Source organism: Pseudomonas sp. LS2P72 (assembly GCF_054897865.1).
In genome coordinates, this window is record NZ_CM142708.1 from 3,773,278 (window position 1) to 3,790,381 (window position 17,104).

At 55.7% G+C, this 17,104-nt stretch carries 13 protein-coding genes and 1 pseudogene; 4 read left to right on the forward strand and 10 right to left on the reverse strand.

Annotation, left to right across the window (positions count from 1 at the left end; translation table 11 throughout):
* Positions 1-226: 226 nt before the first annotated feature.
* Positions 227-1,837, forward strand: coding sequence for an ATP-dependent nuclease (locus ACYZUA_RS17250; RefSeq protein WP_461959825.1), 1,611 nt, complete (start codon positions 227-229; stop codon positions 1,835-1,837).
* Positions 1,830-2,900 (forward strand): UvrD-helicase domain-containing protein, encoded by a 1,071-nt coding sequence (locus ACYZUA_RS17255; RefSeq protein WP_461959826.1) that lies wholly within the window; start codon positions 1,830-1,832, stop codon positions 2,898-2,900. Before ACYZUA_RS17250 ends, ACYZUA_RS17255 begins: the two co-directional genes overlap by 8 nt.
* A gap of 165 nt (positions 2,901-3,065) precedes the next feature.
* Here ACYZUA_RS17255 and ACYZUA_RS17260 read toward each other — a convergent pair whose 3' ends face one another.
* On the reverse strand, positions 3,066-4,739 hold the full coding sequence (locus ACYZUA_RS17260; protein WP_461959827.1) for a hypothetical protein: 1,674 nt from the start codon (positions 4,737-4,739) through the stop codon (positions 3,066-3,068).
* Positions 4,740-6,517: 1,778 nt separating this feature from the next.
* Here ACYZUA_RS17260 and ACYZUA_RS17265 point away from each other — a divergent pair.
* The gene (locus ACYZUA_RS17265; protein WP_461959828.1) at positions 6,518-6,769 is read left to right on the forward strand and encodes a hypothetical protein; all 252 of its coding nucleotides are present in this window, start codon (positions 6,518-6,520) and stop codon (positions 6,767-6,769) included.
* Here ACYZUA_RS17265 and ACYZUA_RS17270 read toward each other — a convergent pair.
* A complete protein-coding gene (locus tag ACYZUA_RS17270; RefSeq protein ID WP_461959829.1) occupies positions 6,714-7,730 on the reverse strand; it encodes a M14 family metallopeptidase in 1,017 nt (338 codons plus the stop codon). The two genes, ACYZUA_RS17265 and ACYZUA_RS17270, sit on opposite strands and share 56 nt — an antisense overlap.
* A gap of 219 nt (positions 7,731-7,949) precedes the next feature.
* Here ACYZUA_RS17270 and ACYZUA_RS17275 point away from each other — a divergent pair.
* Positions 7,950-8,378 (forward strand): annotated as a pseudogene (locus tag ACYZUA_RS17275) (TetR family transcriptional regulator C-terminal domain-containing protein); the annotation flags it as partial.
* Here the strand turns inward: ACYZUA_RS17275 and ACYZUA_RS17280 are convergent.
* The 8 genes from ACYZUA_RS17280 to ACYZUA_RS17315 all read right to left on the reverse strand — a co-directional run bounded on the left by ACYZUA_RS17280 (position 8,334) and on the right by ACYZUA_RS17315 (position 17,102).
* Positions 8,334-9,338, reverse strand: a complete 1,005-nt coding sequence (locus ACYZUA_RS17280; RefSeq protein ID WP_461959830.1) for a DMT family transporter — start codon at positions 9,336-9,338, stop codon at positions 8,334-8,336. The pseudogene ACYZUA_RS17275 and the gene ACYZUA_RS17280 overlap by 45 nt on opposite strands.
* Positions 9,338-10,036 (reverse strand): ABC transporter permease subunit, encoded by a 699-nt coding sequence (locus ACYZUA_RS17285; protein ID WP_461959831.1) that lies wholly within the window; start codon positions 10,034-10,036, stop codon positions 9,338-9,340. Before ACYZUA_RS17285 ends, ACYZUA_RS17280 begins: the two co-directional genes overlap by 1 nt.
* Positions 10,037-10,041: 5 nt before the next feature.
* Complete coding sequence (locus ACYZUA_RS17290; RefSeq protein ID WP_461959832.1) at positions 10,042-10,755, reverse strand: ABC transporter permease; 714 nt, start codon at positions 10,753-10,755, stop codon at positions 10,042-10,044.
* Positions 10,756-10,907: 152 nt separating this feature from the next.
* Complete coding sequence (locus ACYZUA_RS17295; RefSeq protein ID WP_461959833.1) at positions 10,908-11,690, reverse strand: transporter substrate-binding domain-containing protein; 783 nt, start codon at positions 11,688-11,690, stop codon at positions 10,908-10,910.
* A 25-nt stretch (positions 11,691-11,715) separates the two neighbouring features.
* Positions 11,716-13,719: an aminotransferase class I/II-fold pyridoxal phosphate-dependent enzyme gene (locus tag ACYZUA_RS17300; RefSeq protein ID WP_461959834.1), complete on the reverse strand. Its 2,004-nt coding sequence runs from the start codon at positions 13,717-13,719 to the stop codon at positions 11,716-11,718.
* A 174-nt stretch (positions 13,720-13,893) separates the two neighbouring features.
* Positions 13,894-14,616, reverse strand: a complete 723-nt coding sequence (locus tag ACYZUA_RS17305; RefSeq protein ID WP_461959835.1) for an NAD(P)H-dependent oxidoreductase — start codon at positions 14,614-14,616, stop codon at positions 13,894-13,896.
* 9 nt (positions 14,617-14,625) lie between these two features.
* Positions 14,626-16,272 (reverse strand): ABC transporter ATP-binding protein, encoded by a 1,647-nt coding sequence (locus ACYZUA_RS17310; protein WP_461959836.1) that lies wholly within the window; start codon positions 16,270-16,272, stop codon positions 14,626-14,628.
* Positions 16,273-16,274: 2 nt separating this feature from the next.
* On the reverse strand, positions 16,275-17,102 hold the full coding sequence (locus ACYZUA_RS17315; RefSeq protein ID WP_461959837.1) for an ABC transporter permease: 828 nt from the start codon (positions 17,100-17,102) through the stop codon (positions 16,275-16,277).
* Positions 17,103-17,104: the final 2 nt, after the last annotated feature.

The window sequence follows — 17,104 nt, forward strand, 5'->3', positions numbered from 1 at the left end:
GGCCACGAGGGTCGCGCAGGCGTGAGGATTGAAGCCAAGAGGGTGTGTGGGACTCAGCTTAAACCCAAGTGGCACGCGAGCCGACCCGAAGGGAGGCGCGACGAAGAATGGCCCGCCGAACTGCGACAGCTGATACCTATATTTTAGGGCTATGCTCAGACGCTGCAGTGTGTGATGACCTGCTTGTGGCTCTTTGATTTGTCATCACAACGTTCTGCCTCAAAGGATGACGGCATTGATCACCAAAATAAAAATCCACGGTTATCGAATCTACAAAGACTTTGTGTTGTTGCCAAACCCAAAGCTGAACTTGCTGGTTGGAGGAAATGAGGCGGGCAAGTCTTCCCTGATGGAAGCTGTAGCTTTGGCGCTAACGGGGCGTGTCGGAGGGCGAACAGCTACAGAGGAGCTAAACCCTTATTGGTTCAATACGTCATTGGTTGCCGATTTTCTCAACGCGCGTCGCGCAGGTGAACGTGTTGCGCTGCCAGAGATTTCAATCGAGTTATTTTTTGACAACAGGGCTGATCTCCAATCGCTTTGTGGGGCGATCAACAGCGACGTCCCCACCAATGCGTGCCCAGGGGTGTCGCTAAAAATCTTGCCAAATCCCGAGTACGCCCCAGAGTTGGATGAGTGGCTTAAGTCTCCATCGGCATTGTTACCCGTTGAGTACTACACCGTCGAATGGCGCTCGTTTGCTGACCAGCCGCTCACCAAACGGCCAAGGCAGCTCGCTGTAGGCATCATCGACTCCAGGACAGTTAGATCATCGAGCGGCGTCGATTACCATCTTCGACAGATTCTCAGTGATCACCTTGAGCCGGCCGAGAAAGCGTCGATCTCACTCGCGTATCGCGATGTCAAAGCTTCCATGTCCGATAACGCGCTCAAGGATGTGAACAAGCGCTTGGGCGTTCTGGAGGCGTCTCTGCAGCAGCAGCCGATGTCTTTGGCGATGGATCAGAGCTCAAGGACGTCTTGGGAGGCCGCAGTGACGCCTCACGTTAACGACGTGCCATTTTCAATGTCAGGGCAGGGCGAACAGGCCTCCATCAAGATTTCGCTGGCAATGGGCCGTCATGCTGACAAAGCGAATATGGTGATGATCGAGGAACCAGAGAACCACCTGTCACACACCAGCTTAACCACACTATTGGCTCGCATAGAGAAATTGGCAGGTGATCAACAACAACTGTTCATCACAACCCACAGCACATTTGTATTAAACCGACTGGGCCTGGGCTCATTGATTTTGATTGGTCGCAGCGCAGCAGCAAAAATTACTGAGCTGGATCCTACAACAGTGTCCTATTTCCAGCGCCTTCCCGGTTACGACACGCTTAGGATGGCTCTTGCGAAAAAAATCGTGCTCGTTGAAGGGCCATCCGATGAGATCGTTTTCGAACGCATCTTTTATGATCGGTATGGCGAATATCCAATGGCATGCGGAATTGACGTTCTGAGCATGCGCGGCCTTGCGCTTACTCGTTGCTTGGAGCTATGTGCAGCGCTCGACAAGCCGGTTGCTGTCCTACGTGACAATGATGGGATTGATCCCGAAAAGCTACGGACACCAGTGGAGCATTTGCTCACCGCCGACAGACGAGAGCTGTTTATAGGAACGGTGGAGACAGGGAGAACGCTGGAGCCGCAACTGATATCGCACAATGGCGAGAAAGCCATGCGTGAAATTCTTGGCATCAAGGATTCAGCAGGTCTCGAAACCTGGATGCAGAGAGAGAAAACTGAGGGAGCACTTCGGATCGCACAGTCGAAGCTTGCGCTAGTCCCGCCGGCTTACATGGTCGCTGCTGCTGAGTTTATCCATGGCTAACCATCTGACGTTGGCAGTGGCCGGATCCCGCAAAACTCAAGGAGTCGTCGACCACTGCGCAGAACTCCCTCCGACCCGTCGTGCGTTGGTTGTTACGTTTACCCAGACTAATCAGGAGGAGCTTAGACACCGACTGGCGATGTATGCAGGAGACCATCAGGGTATAGAGGTGTTGGGTTGGTACACCTTTCTTCTCCGCCATTTCGCTAAACCTTTCTTGCCTTTTAAGTATCCTGGCAAACGTGTTCTCGGATTTGATTTCGAGGGCCGTCCGCCCATGATGGTAAAAGGGCTCAAGCGATATTTAAATTCCAAGGGCGCGGCATACGCATGTGAGCTAGGGCGCCTGGCTTTCGAGTTAATAGAAGAGAGTAGGGGAGCACTGCTTCACAGGCTGGAGTGCCTCTATGACGAGATCCTCATTGATGAGGTGCAAGACCTCAGCAGCTACGACTGGGAAATTCTCGACGTACTGCTTCATTCATCCATCGACATCCGAATGGTCGGCGATATTCGCCAGTCAGTATTGGCCACAAATCCACGTGGTTCGAAGAACCGAAAGTACGCGTATACCGAGGCTATTCATTGGTTCAGGGAGCGTGAGAAAAAAGGTCTTTTGGAAATCACTGAAAGGGTTACCACTTGGCGATGTCACCCAGGAATCGCCGCATTCTCCGACACCATTTTTGACGCCAGCTGGTTGTTTCCCGCGACCGTTTCATTGAATGAAACCAGGACGGAACACGACGGAGTGTTTCTTTTGCAGAAAAAGCACGTAGACAGTTACGTAGCCCAATTCCGGCCGCAATGCCTGCGTAATGCTGCGAGCTCTGGCAAGGATTACGATTTGGATTTCCTGAATTTCAAGATATCTAAAGGCGCTACCTATGAGCGAGTTTTAATTGTCCCTACCACTCCGATACTCAATTTTCTGCATAAAGGAGTTTCGCTGGAACCAGGGCCAGCGGCTGCTTTTTACGTCGCTGTGACTCGTTCACAGCAGAGCGTAGCGATCGTCGCAGAGAAGGCGGAGGTTTCAAATCTACCGTATTGGAGCCCTTGATGCTTGGTGTACAGGCTGGGCAGGATTTACGCCAGTCCTAGCTTGAAAGGCTTGGAGCTTGGGCATCGCATCCGTCCCGACCTCAAGACCCTTGCTGAGAGGGGAAGGGTGCCCAATTCAGAATCTGGGGTATGAGGGCGAGCGGAGATTTTCATCGGGAAATATTCAAAACCTGAGAGGCCTCAAACTCCAAATATCACGAGATAGCGGGGCAAATATGTTCGCACCTAATAGCCCCATTTCGATGAGCGCCTGTTGTACGCGATAACACCCGAGGACGGCACGTCCAGCCTGAGCTTTGACAGCGTTTGCGTTTTCCCCTGCGGACATGGCCAGAAAAGGACTCCATGCTAAATTTTCGTGATGCACGTCAGCACGTAAAAATCTTCTAACCGGGCGACTATTTGAAGCCCATGTTTTGGGAGGACAGATGCAAAATTTATAGAATTGTTCGATGTCTTTTGGCATTAGATCTGATAGCGGGCGGCGCTTAATGAGTACAGACCATAGCAGCGCAGTTTCATAGGCCTTTAGTCGCAGCCTAGCTCCGGAACCATCCTCTGAAGCAGCAAATGTGAAAAAGTCTTCTATCTCTTGCAAATGTTGATCCTTGAAGAGCGCCAACGCATTGTTAACTACCATTCTGCAAGCACCCGCGCGATTTAAGTGATCATCGGAGCGCTCAATATTGATGGGGAATTTATAAAGCGGAATCGGTCGGGTTTCGGTTTTAATTTGCTCAACTAAAGCCTCGGCGTATAGCGTGTCCAGACGCTTGTTAAGATTGATTCTAGAGAATTGACGGAGCCTATTAATATTGCAAGTCTCTTGTTTGTGCACTGAGAATATCGCCGCCTTCTGAGCTAAGGAAACGTCAAGGTCATCATAGTGCTTCGCATTAATGCGTAACAAAGTTGTTGGTGAGGCGTACGTATTGTTCATTGCTGGAAAACCGATGGAGTGTCTAGCTACACGACGATCCACAAGTGGTTCATTATGGCCAATTTGACGACGAGCTAGCCCCTCGGCATATTTGCAATATCGATCGAAATATTCCATGTACTCTTCAGGAGCTCTGCGTACTAATATGCCTCTCCTTGTTGGAATTTGAAATACAATCGCATCTTCCTGCGAGGCAAAACAGGCTTTAGAGAAAAATGGAAGTGATGCAGAAAGATCTTTCGAAGCCATTTTTAAGTGGAAACAAGTCGCGAACAAGAATAATTTTTTTTCTGCGTTTTTTGTGTGCGGACATATATCAACTAGCCATGTCAAATATATTAATGATTGCTCTACAACCTCTTTATATGAGAGCTCTGTGACTATATCTTGGAAATGGCTTAGCTTAGGTGGACGTATTGTAGCTCTCTGATCTCCACTAACGAAGTCAGCGACCAAGCAGAGGTAGCTATGCATTGCTCCCAACGTTTTAGATATTTTAACGGGAAAAGGCTTCCACTCTTCATTGAACACCGCTGCTTTATCTTTCGGCACGAAGAACCGAGGCTGACGGCCCTCGTAGTTAATCCAGTCTGATTCGGGATTTTGATAAAATCGTAAATATTCATTCATATCATACGCTGTCAGAGACGCTACGGGCTTTTGTTTAATACAAAAGCACCACAGCAAAAACCTTTCAAAATAGGGTAACGCGATGCTAGAGCTGGTGCCGAGCAAAGTTAAAAGATTTGAAATGGTGTCGTGAGAGCGCAGCGCATGGCATTGGGGCGGCAAGCTCAGCAAGTATTTTTCTATACAACAACTCTCATCTGAACATACAGAAAATGTCTCGACGTTGGGGTCGTATGGAGTAATGAACAGTGGTCGAGGAGTAATCATTGATGCGAACCGGGTGCTGTTGTTCAGCAAGCGTAAACCGGGCGCCGGCTTAATGAAAGCAGTAACGAGCGATTTCGTTCGAGAGAATCTGAAGTCTAATTATTTACTTGAGGGACTGTCCAGATTGATAATCTAAAACCCCTATTGATAAGCTGTCACGTCAAAAGTTTCTGGAGTCCGATAAACAATCTAAGTTTCTCTTCGGTAATCCGACTAATTACTGTTCTTTATGATCCGGAAAAGTCCGCTTATATGCTGAATGTCGATGAGATCGGAAGAAGAGAAAGCTAACGTAAATTATGACAAAGCCTCGCTAAACGACTGATCGCGAGAGGAGTCCGATTAACTGTTCATCAGTCCTATTATTTCTCAGTGCTCACAATTGCAGGAGGAGCTTTTGTAAAAGTTCCGCTCTGACACATCATTTAACATAATATACATTATGCGAATCTAAGGATTCTCTTTGTGGGGCTCGACACGCTGCTTTGGGCGCTTTGAACCAGCTCTCGGAAGTAATCTCTCTTCATTTCGAGAACTAAATTTCGTGCATAGCCGTTTAGCCGCCTGGAAAAGAATTTACCTCTACCTGAGTTCTCAGAAGTAATCGTGTAAAAAAATGGGAAGTAATCGTGTAAATCGAGCCTTTCGCCTCACGTTCACGGATTTGCTTGCAGATCACTTGTCCGGCAATCATCAGGGCGCTACAGGCTCTGGCGCGGCCTTTGTGACCGTCATCGTTCATGATTCTACGTGATGAGCAGCGGATCCAGAAATGTCGCCCTTGATGAGAGTGATCGCGCATCGTATGCGGATTCGCCTATTCGTTTGATTGAAGGAGCTTTTTTGCGACCAGTTCGCTCGTTTACGGTATTACTTACGCGGCGAGTCGATCCGAAAACACGTCGCTGCGTGAAAGCTGAAGCGTTCAGCGTGGTGTTGGTGCGCTGATTTCAAGGGCTGCCACACGTGAAAAGCGTCGCCTGATTTACTTGCAAATGCTGACAGTTTGGACGGTGAACACCTTGCGCTTGAAGGCTGTTGAGCTTTCCTCCCACCAAACACCCTGGGAGCTCTCTTGAACCTAGCCAGATAAAAGCTTAGAAAAAAATGCCAATCCGGTACCGTTGTTAACCACAATTTTGACTTGTTAACTACGGTGGTTAACAAGTCAGAAAACAGGTTTACAGAGTGTTTTTGCCCCTGAGTGTTAGCCTTTATTTACCTGGCGCATCTGAGATTTTAAAGCTCCGTAATGCTGTTCCAACTCCGGAATTGTCGCATGGAACGGTTACACTTATTATTGCTAGCGCTGGTCTGTCAGCCGCAGACTTCCAGTTTTTGGCCCCGCAAGATTATTGGACTACATCAGAGCGCGTTTCTGACGAGCGATATGTGCTCTTAAAGGTGGTCTACCGCCAATGGCAACCTAACGACCTTTACGTGAAGTCATTAGCTAACTCAACTAAACATCTATTTAGTTGAGCTATTAAACTGGACACAAATATCTCAATCCTGCCCGGCCTGCTCTACGATGATCGCTCGTTCTGCTGTTCGGTTAACCGCAAGATAGAAAGCAACAGTAGAACCAGACTCAAGCGCAACACCTCTCCAAATTGCCCTCGAAAGCTCTTCGCCTTACATCCAACTCCCTTGATTTTCTCTTAAGACCCGACATCAACTGATTTCCACTGATTAATGAGAATTGGTACGAATGCCAAACAATTCACCTACATGGTGAAGTTCGGAATGACGCCAATGCAGGGATCCAGTCCGCCACTGTGGTCGCCGCCGATTTGCTCAATTGGCAGGAGGATGTAGGTGCCGTCAGCGCGGGTCGCTACGCCGACATGATCGCGGTCGACGGCGATCCGGTTGCTGATATTTCCATTCTTGAGGCCCTCCCCGTGGTGATGAAGGGTGGTGCGATTGTGCTTGGGCGAGTCCATTCAATTACAAAGGGTGGTCCTGCCGGCCCTAGTTCGGGTCCAGCAACCCTCCGCTCCAATTCCGCGACGGACGATTGCCAGTGAACTTCGCCACCCCCATGCCCTGGGAAATCAAACGATCCCGATAGCATGTCAGCAGGCGCCCGGTTTGCTCGGCGAACAGCACCACTTCGGAGCTCGGATCACCCGGTCGACGCAGGATTCGCGCAAAACGCTGCCCTTCTTCGACGACATCGCCCAGTTCCTTTTCAAAGATCAGCACCCCCGGTTGCGGTGCAAGAATGGTCTCCATGTGTCCCATATCCACGGCTTCGACGGGCCAGTCAGCCGGTGATACCGCATCGTCGATGACCCCATTTGCGCACAGCCAGGCATACAGCCCCTCGGCATCCTGCTCGGCGAATCGATCGCAGACGTCGCCCTGCCCTCGCAGCTCCAGGGTCGCTGCCATGTGCTGATCGGCGGTGCCGTCGCGCAGCCACGGCGCAATGATGGTCTCTTCGAAGGAGCCATCGGCACCGTCGTCCCAGATGATCGCCACGTCCATCTTCATCGCCGCCGCCAATTCACGGCCACGGGGCCAGAAACTGCGGTGTACATAGAGGTATGGCAGCGCTTCGTCATCGGTGTGCAGGTCGAGCATCAGGTCCGCCGACGCCGCCAGTTGCACCAGTTTTTTTTGCCACTGCTGAACGTTGGTTGAAGGTCGTTCCATCGCCGCCGACCGGTCGAATCCGCGATTGAAGTTCTGTCCGGTCGCATCGTGATATCGCCCGAGGATCCGCCCCTGGGAAAACTGCCCGATGCCTAGGGGATTGGCCTGTGGCACCACGGTCACACAGCCCTTGAACCGGCCCTGTGCTTGCGCCACGTGAAGACGTTGCATCAACAAGTGCAGGACCAGCATCCCGGCGATTTCGTCGGCATGCACCCCGGCCTGCAAATGCACCTTCGGCCCGTGGCCGTCGCCCACGAAGCGCCAGGCACTGACCTGCACCGCGTCGCCGTTATTGTTGAGTACGTTGAACGAAACGTCCTGCACCATGTGTTTGCCCTCCAGTAATGACTGTTAAACATCGTCGCTGCCGATACTGGATATTGAACGCCTGTCCAACTAAGCTCGCCAGCGTGGAACTACTCCAAGGAATTCTTTGTGACCACCCTCGCCCCGAAAAACCGCCGTGCCGATCCCGACGAACGCCGCGAACTGCTGGTTGAAGCGACCTTGCGCTGTCTGGTTCGCGATGGCCACGCCGGGATTTCCGTGCGGCGCATCGCTACCGAGGCCGGAGTGTCCGTTGGCCTGCTCAATCACCATTTCGGCAGCATCGATGTGCTGATCGCCGACACCTACCAAAAGCTTGCCAGCGAGCTCACCACTGCCCTGCTCCACGAAATCCACCAGGCCGGGACACCGGCGCAAAAGATGGATGCGTTCCTGGTCGGTTCTTTTTCGCCGCGAGTCATGGACCCGAAACTGCTGGGTGCCTGGGTGGTGTTCTGGAGCCTGATCCGCCACTCCGAGCACGTCAGCAAGTCCCACGAAAAAAGCTATGGTGCTTACCTCGACCTGCTGCGTCAGTTGCTCGATGACCTGGCCGCCAGCGAAGGTCTCACGATCCACGACACCCGCCTGGCCGCCATCGGTTTATCGGCGATGCTCGACGGCCTCTGGATCGAGTGGTGCCTGAACCCCGGGACCTTCAGCCCCGCCAACGGCCTCCATATCTGCCGCTGCTGGATAAAGGGGCTGCGACACGGAGCATTCGGAGCCGACGACGTCCTGTGACGGGTGCCGCCCGAAGATCATCGCCAGGGTGCCGCTGACCGCGATCAGACCGGCGCCGATCATCAGCGACACATCCATCAGCGTGCCCCAGATCAGGCTCGACAGCAGGAACGCCCAGATCAGTCCGGTGTACTCGAACGGCGCCAGCACGGTCGCGGTGGCCCGCTGGAAGCTGGCGAACAACAGGAACTGCCCGATACCGCCCATCACACCTGCGCCGAGCATGCCTGACCAGGCGGGAATCGGTGTCGGGGTGTAGGTCCAGGGCAACGCCACCGTCATGCAGATGACAAACACCACATTGGTGATCAGCATCTGTTCCAGCACCGAGGTCTGGTCATCCACCTGGCGCAACTGGATGTAGGTAAACGCCCAGCACATCGCCGCCAACAGCGTCAAAACAATCGGCAACGGATCGACCATGTTATTGGGGCGACAGGCAATCACCACACCGACAAACCCGATAATCAGGGTAAACCACTGCCAACCGGTGACGCGCTCCTTGAGAATCACCGTCGCCAGCACCGTCACCATGATGGGTGCCGAGAAATACAGGGTGGTCATCTCCGCCAGCGTCAGGTCCCTGGCCGCTGTGTAATACATCAGCCATGCGGCGATCGACAGCAAGCCGCGCACCACCAGCAAACGCCGACTGGGCGAGCACCATGCCCGTTGAACCAATTGCAGGCGGCCCACCAGCAAACAAGCGACCGTTACCACAACCGCGCGCCAGAACAGGATCGTGAACACCGAATAATCGTCCACCAGCCACTTGATGCCCGCGTCCTGCAAGGACAGAAATGCGTAGCCCAAAGTGCACAGGCCAATGCCTTGCAGCGAGCGGTCAACCAGTGGCTTATTCATCATGCGGACCTGCGTACTGGCGTTCCCCGCCGTTCGGCAAACGCAAACAACGCCTCGATCAGGAATGTCAGACAGACGTACACGCCGGCCACCAGCAGCAACGGCTCATACACTTGCAGCGTCTGGGCCCGCACCACGTTGGCCGCGCCCAGCAAGTCGATTACTGCGATGGTCGATGCCAGTGCCGTGGATTTGAGCAGCATCACGGTTTCCCCGGCCAAGGTTGGCAACAGCAAGCGCAGCGCCCGGGGCAAACGCACCCGCAACAGAGCTTGACGCGCCGTCATGCCAAACGCCGAAGCGGCTTCCATTTCGCCTTTGGGCACCGCCAGCAGGCCACCGCGAATCACTTCGCCCACGTACGCACCCACCGATATCACCAGGGCGAACACGATGTACCAGTAACCGTCGCGCAGATAAGGCCAGAAAAAACTGCCCCGTATCAGCGGAAACTGCGCAAACAGACTGCCCAGGCCGTAGTAGAAAATGTAGATCTGGATCAGCAACGGTGTACCGCGCGTCACGCTGGTATAGAACAGACTGACCTTGGCGATCACTTTGTTTTTTGAAATCCGGGCCAGCGCCACAAGCACCGCCAGCACGAAACCGAACACAGAGGAAATCAACAGAATTTCGATGGTTGTCTGCAACCCTCGAATCAACAACGATGCGTATTCAACTGCCCACGCTGGAATCATTTCATTCACTCAGCCAAAGGCATCCAGCGACGAATACGTCGCTCTAGCCGTCCCGACAGATAGTTGGACACCAGAGTCACTGCGTAGTACAGCGCCGCGGCCGTGAGGTAGAACAACAGATATTGGCGTGTCGACCCCGCCGCTTGCTTGGCGGTGTACAACAACTCGTTGGTGCCGACCACGCTGATCAACGCACTGTCCTTGATCAGGTTGATCCACAGGTTCGACATCCCCGCCATTGCATAAGGCGCCATGATCGGCAGCGTCACACGCCGAAACAGTCCAAAGCCGTGCAGGCCGAACGCCTTCCCGGCTTCGATCTGGCCATAAGGAATCGCCTGTATCGCCGCCCGGAAAATTTCCGACGCGTACGCGCCCTGCACCAATCCCAGCACCACAATCGCCGCCAGTGGCCCGCTGACATTCACTGCGCCGTAACCCAACCACTCCATCAACGAATTGAGGAGCATGGATCCGACATAGAACAGCAACAGGATCATCAACAACTCTGGTACGGCGCGGAACAACGTGGTGTAACCACGCGCCAGTGCCGCAATCGGCTTGGGCGCACCCAATTTGAGGCAGGCGACTACCAATCCGACGATCAGTCCGACCATAAAGGCTCCAGCCGATATCTGCAGGGTCATCAGGAGCCCCTTCAGCAGCGCCCAGCCCCATCCCTGTTCGCTGAAACCGATCATCTCGAACATTGTTGGCATTTCAGTCTCCGCTTAGCTCACATCAACTTGACGCGATCCTGTGGGAGCGAGCCTGCTCGCGAAGACGTCCGAATATCTAACGTCGATGCAAGCTGACCCAACGCTTTCGCGAGCAGGCTCGCTCCCACAAGGGATGTTGTGCGCTTCTGCTGTCAGAACGTCGGCTTCACGCTGGTACCGAAGTAGCTCTGGGACAAGTCGTCATAGTCCTTGCTCGCCAGCAAGGTCTTGATGGCCTGGTCGAGCCTGGCCTTGAGTTCGGTGTCATCTTTGCGCAGGCCGGCGCCCACACCTTTGCCGAAAATTGGGTCATAAGGCACCGCGCCGAGGTACGCCAGGTCCTTGGCATCGGGGGTCTTGACGAAGGCCATCATGGCCGTGCCATCCGCCATCATCAGGTCGATGCGACCGGCAATCATGTCGGCGTTGGCCGAGTCCTGGGTGTCGTAATACTTAACGTCGGCAATTTTTTCGTAGTAAGTCTTCAGGTAACTGGCGCTCACCGTCGAGTTCTGCACACCGATGGTCTTGCCCTTGAGATCATCCGGATACTTTTTCACCGAAGCATCTTTCGGTCCGACAATCGCAATCACCGAGTCGTAATACGCCTTGCTGAACGCGATTTGTTTTTCACGCTCTTCGGTCACCGACATCGAGGAGAAAATCACGTCGATCTTCTTCGCCAGCAGCGACGGAATGATTCCGTCCCACGCCACTTCCTTGATCTCGCACTCGGCTTTCATTTCGCTGCACAGCTTGTGGATCAGGTCCACTTCAAAGCCCTTCCATTCACCATTGGCCTGTTTCTCGGTGTACGGCGGATAGGGTTCGGCCGCGACCGCGAAGCGGATCGATTGGGCTTGCGCCGCGCTCATCCCGGCGAGCATTACGCACGCCACGCCGGTCAACCAGTTTGCCAAACGTCGATTTCCCATGATTTTTCCCCGTCTTTTGTTGTTATTAGCGAGTCTGATGAGCGTTGACGAATTGTCGGCAACGCTCGCTGCGTGGGTGTACGAACACTTCGTCCGGCGAACCGGTTTCCTCGATCAGCCCCTGATGCAAAAAGGCGACTTTGGAAGAGACATCACGTGCGAAGGCCATTTCATGGGTCACCAGGATCATGGTCCGGCCTTCTTCGGCGAGAGAGCGGATCACCCGCAGCACTTCGCCGACCAGTTCCGGGTCGAGTGCCGAGGTGGGTTCATCGAACAGCATGACCTTGGGCCGCATGGCCAAGGCACGGGCGATGGCCACCCGTTGTTGCTGTCCCCCGGAAAGAAACGCTGGGTACTCGTTACGCTTGGCTGCAAGCCCGACACGCTCGAGCAAGGCTTCTGCCCGTTCAGTGGCTTCGGCACGGCTTTCACGCAGGACCTGGGTTGGCGCTTCGATAAGGTTTTCCAGCACCGTGCGATGGGGCCAGAGGTTGAAGTTCTGGAACACCATGCCCAGGCTCGAACGGATACGAACCAGTTGCCTGGCGTCCGACACCAGCGGTAAACCGGGGCGGGTCTGGTTGAGGTGGATGCTTTCGCCGTCTACCAGAATGCGGCCCTGGTCCGGCACTTCGAGCATGTTGATGCAGCGCAACAAGGTACTTTTACCCGAGCCGCTGGCGCCGATCAGCGAGATCACCTCCCCTTCGCGGGCGGTCAGGGACACGCCCTTGAGCACCTCGATGTTGCCAAAGCGTTTATGCAGCTGCTCAACCTCGATCATGGTCCGGGCCCCAACGGGCGCAGCCACGGCTTCACGGGTCACGTGTGCAATGATGGGCCGCGGCGCTTCGCCGTTGAGCACCAGGACGAAATCGCGGATACGCTGACAGGCCTCGGCCAGCCGCTCTTCTGCGAGGGTGAACGACAGACGCACAAAACCTTGTGCAGGTTCGCCGAAGGCGGCCGCGTCCAGCACCGAGACGCGCGCCTCGCGCAACAGCCGCCAGGCGAACTCCAGCGAGGTCAGACCGGTGCCGCGTACATCCACCAGCACAAACATGCCGGCATCGGGTTTGAGCACTGAAATCCCCGGGCAATCCGAAAGACCTGCCACCACCAGATCACGTCGACGACGATAGATATCGCGCATGCCGTGAGTCACTTCTTCATGGGCCTGCACGGCCTTGAGCGCGGCCTCCATGGCAAACCCCGGCAAACCGTACAACATGCTCAACACCAGGGTTTCGGCATGCGCGACCAATGCCTGATCGGCAACGATCCAGCCAATGCGCCAGCCGGTCATGGCATGGGATTTCGACAGACTGCCAATCACCACGCAACGCTCGGCCATGCCGGGCAACGCCGCCAAGCTCAGATGATCGCGCTCGAACGTCAGGCTTTCATAGACTTCATCGACCACGACCCACAGGTCATTGGCTATGGCAAGATCGGCGATAGCTTGCAGCTCTTCGCGGTTCATCACCACGCCAGTGGGGTTGTTCGGGTTGGAGAAGAACATCGCCCTGGTCTTCGGGGTGATTGCCTTGGCCAGCATGGCGGCATCGACGCGAAAATCATCATCCGCCGAGCAGGGCACCCGCACCAGCGTGGCGCCGGAGGCCTTGAGCGTTGCTTCGTAGGTCACGTACATCGGATCGAGGGCGATGACCTCGTCGCCAGCAGTGAGCAGGCACATCGAAGCTGCAAATAGCGCGTTTTGCGCCCCGGCCACGACGATGACGTTTGACGCTTGCAACTCGCGATCGAACAGCTTCCCGTAGCGCGCGGCGATGGCTTCGCGCAAGGCCATGCGACCGGCGATTTCGGTGTAGTGGGTGTCACCTTCGCGCAACGCCTGGATGGCGGCATCGGTGATGAAGTCAGGCGTGGGGAAGTCCGGATCACCGACGCTAAGAATGATTACATCCTCGCCACGGCGTCGTGCTTCAAACGCGGCGTAATGGATATCCCAGGCCGCAACGCCTTGTCCTGAGATTCGCTCAACAAAGGGTGAAAACCGCATGCCAGTGCCTCGTTCGAAGTGAAGAAACGCAAGCCCGCAACCAACCGGGAGAGAGAATGTGAAACGAACATAGACCAAGCTGAACACTCGTTCAACAGAAAAATTCTCAGGGTTCGCGTTCAGCGTAAACAGGTCGTTTTTACGACAGTCCTGGCGTTTTTGCGTAGTGTCATTTCAGACATCCACGGCAACGGGATGGCTTAGTGGATAGAGCCTTTCATCGAACTGCGACAGCTTCGGAAACACCAATGGTTGTTCGTCATTCAGATGTTCCAGGCGCTTGGCATAGTCCACCAGGAACTCTTTGCGCGCCTCGTCGCTGATGTACGGCACATGCCAGGCGACAAAGGGTTCCAGCACATCAAACCCGACGTACGCCAAGGTGCCGCGCAGGATCGGCCGAAGCATGTCCTCCAGCGGACCGTGAATTGCGCCGTCGCCGAACATGTGGTCGCGACCGCCCAAAGTGACGGTGACCAGCGCTTTCTTGCCGCTCAGGCCACCCTGGTCGTAGAAACGCTTGCCGCCGTAACAGATGCCGGACACCAGCACGCGGTCGATCCAGCCCTTGAGCATGGCCGGGGCGGAGAACCAGAAAATCGGGAAGTTGAGGATCAACAGATCGGCCCACAACAGTTTGTCCAGTTCAGCATGGATATCCGCCGCCAACGATTGGCTTTTCGCACCCAAACGTTGCTCAAGCGCATACACCAAGTACTCGGGATTTTCCCGCGACGAGAAATCGTCGGCGCTGGCCACCGGGTTCCAGTTCATCTTGTACAGGTCACTGACCTGCACCTCGTGGCCCTGGGCTTCAAGGGTAGCAACAGCCTGATCACGCAGGGCCGCGGTGAAGGATTTTGGCTCGGGATGAGCGTGGACGATCAGTACTTTCATGGCGATTCCTTAGACTTTTTCCAGCGTAGGGTTTGAATTCGGGGCGGCGCGACTTGCCAGCAAGCGGTCGAGCCAGTCGGGGTCCATTTGCGGTTCCGATGAGAACAGCAGTCCGGTGTAATCCTGGTGCGGCGGGGTGAAGATCGCGCTGCGCGAACCGTGGTCCACCACCCTGCCCCGCTGCATCACCAGCACCTCATCGGCAATCGCGCGCACGGTGGCGACATCGTGGGTGATGAACAGGTAGGCGACACCCAGTTGCTGCTGAATACGGTTGAGCAACTTGAGCACGCCCTCGGCCACCAGTTGATCCAGTGCCGAGGTGACTTCGTCGCAAATGATCAGTTGCGGATCGGCCGCCAGCGCTCGGGCGATGCACACCCGCTGTTTCTGGCCGCCGGACAGTTCGCGGGGTTGACGCTCCATAAAAGTCGCCGGGTCCAGTTCGATCATTTCCAGCAACTCGGCGACCCGCGCGCGCATGGCCTTGCCCTTGAGCCCGAGGTAGAACGTCAGCGGCCGGCCGATGATGTCGACGATGCGCTGGCGCGGATTGAGCGCTGTGTCCGGAATCTGGTAAATCATCTGGATGCGCCGCAATTGTTCCTTGCTGCGCTGGCGAAAGTCCGCGGGCAGCGGCTTGCCGTCGTACAACACTTGTCCGGCAGTCGGTGGCAGCAGGCCGGTAATCAAACGCGCTGTCGAACTTTTGCCGCTGCCTGACTCGCCGATCACCGCCAGGGTCTGGCCCCGGTACAGCTTCAGGGAAACATCGTGCAGCACCGGTTGATGCCCATAACTGGCGCAGCTGTTGCGCAATTCCAGCAGCGGTTGTTCTTGCTGCGGCAAGTCCTTGGGTTCGGTGCGGAAACTGCGCACGGCCCACAACGACTTGGTGTAGTCCTCCTGCGGGTCGCCGAGCATCTTGCGAGTCTCGGCTTCTTCCACCCGTTTGCCGTGGCGCAGCACCATGATCCGGTCAGCCATCTGCGCCACCACCGCCAGGTCGTGGCTGATGTAGATGGCGGCACTGCCGTAGGTCGACACCGCATTGCGAATCGCCGCCAGCACTTCGATCTGGGTGGTGACGTCCAGTGCGGTGGTCGGTTCGTCGAAGATGATCAGGTCCGGGTGGCAAGCCATCGCCATCGCGGTCATCACCCGCTGCAACTGGCCGCCAGAAACCTGATGCGGATAACGCTGTCCGATCTGCTCGGGATTGGGCAGGTGCAGCACCCGATACAGTTCCACCGCTTCGCTCATCGCCTGGGCGCGGCTCATTCCGCCGTTTTTCACCGCGGTTTCCACGTGCTGGTCGATCAGCCTATGGGCCGGGTTGAAAGAAGCCGCCGCACTCTGCGCGACGTAGGCGATGCGCAAGCCACGTAATTTACGCAGGGCTTCGGGTTTGGCCTTGAGCAGGTCGATACCGTCGAAATGCACCGAGCCACCGGTGATCCGGCAGCCATCGCGGGTGTAGCCCATGGCCGACAGGCCGAGTGTCGACTTGCCCGCCCCCGACTCACCGATCAGGCCCAGTACCTCACCGCGTTGCAGGGTCAGGTCGATGCCCTTGATCAGCGGATGCCAGGCGTCTTCGTAGTGACCTTCGATGTGCAGGTCGCGGATTTCCAGCAAAGTGTTGGATGTCGTCATGTTCAGCATTCCTTGAGGCCGCTGGATTTGTGCAGCATCCAGTCGACGACGAAGTTGACGCTGACCGTGATCAACGCCACCGCCAGGGCAGGCAGCAACGGGCTGATGTCGCCAAAGGTGATCAGTACGGCGTTGTCGCGCACCATGCTGCCCCAGTCGGCGGTCGGCGGCTGGATGCCCAGGCCGAGAAACGACAGCGCACTGATGAACAGGAACACGAAGCAGAAACGCAGACCGAATTCGGCAATCAGCGGCGCCGCCGCGTTCGGCAGCACTTCGCGGGTCACCAGCCACCACAGGCCTTCACCGCGCAGGCGCGCGGCTTCGACGAAGTCCTGCACCACCACGTTCATCGCCACGGCCCTTGAGAGGCGAAACACTCGGGTCGCATCCAGCAGCGCGATGACCAGTACCAGCGACGTCGCGGTGGTGCCGACCACGCTGAGGATCAGCAAGGCAAAGATCAGTTGCGGAATCGCCATCAGGATGTCCACCACCCGCGACAGGCCCTGATCGATCACACCGCCCTTGATCGCCGCGATCAGTCCGCTCAGGCCACCGAGCAGGAACGCCAACACCGTGGTCAGGAAGGCAATGCCCAACGTGTTGCGCGCGCCATAGACCAGGCGGCTGAACATGTCGCGCCCCAGGTTATCGGTGCCCAACAGAAACTGCCCACCCCACGGCGCGAAGCCCTCGCCCACCACCTGGGTTTCGCCGAAGGGCGCCAACACCGGGGCGAACAGCGCCACCAGGATGTACAGCACGATCACCAGCAGCCCGAATTTCGCGCTCAGCGGCGCCCGTAACAATTGTTTGAACAGGATCATGG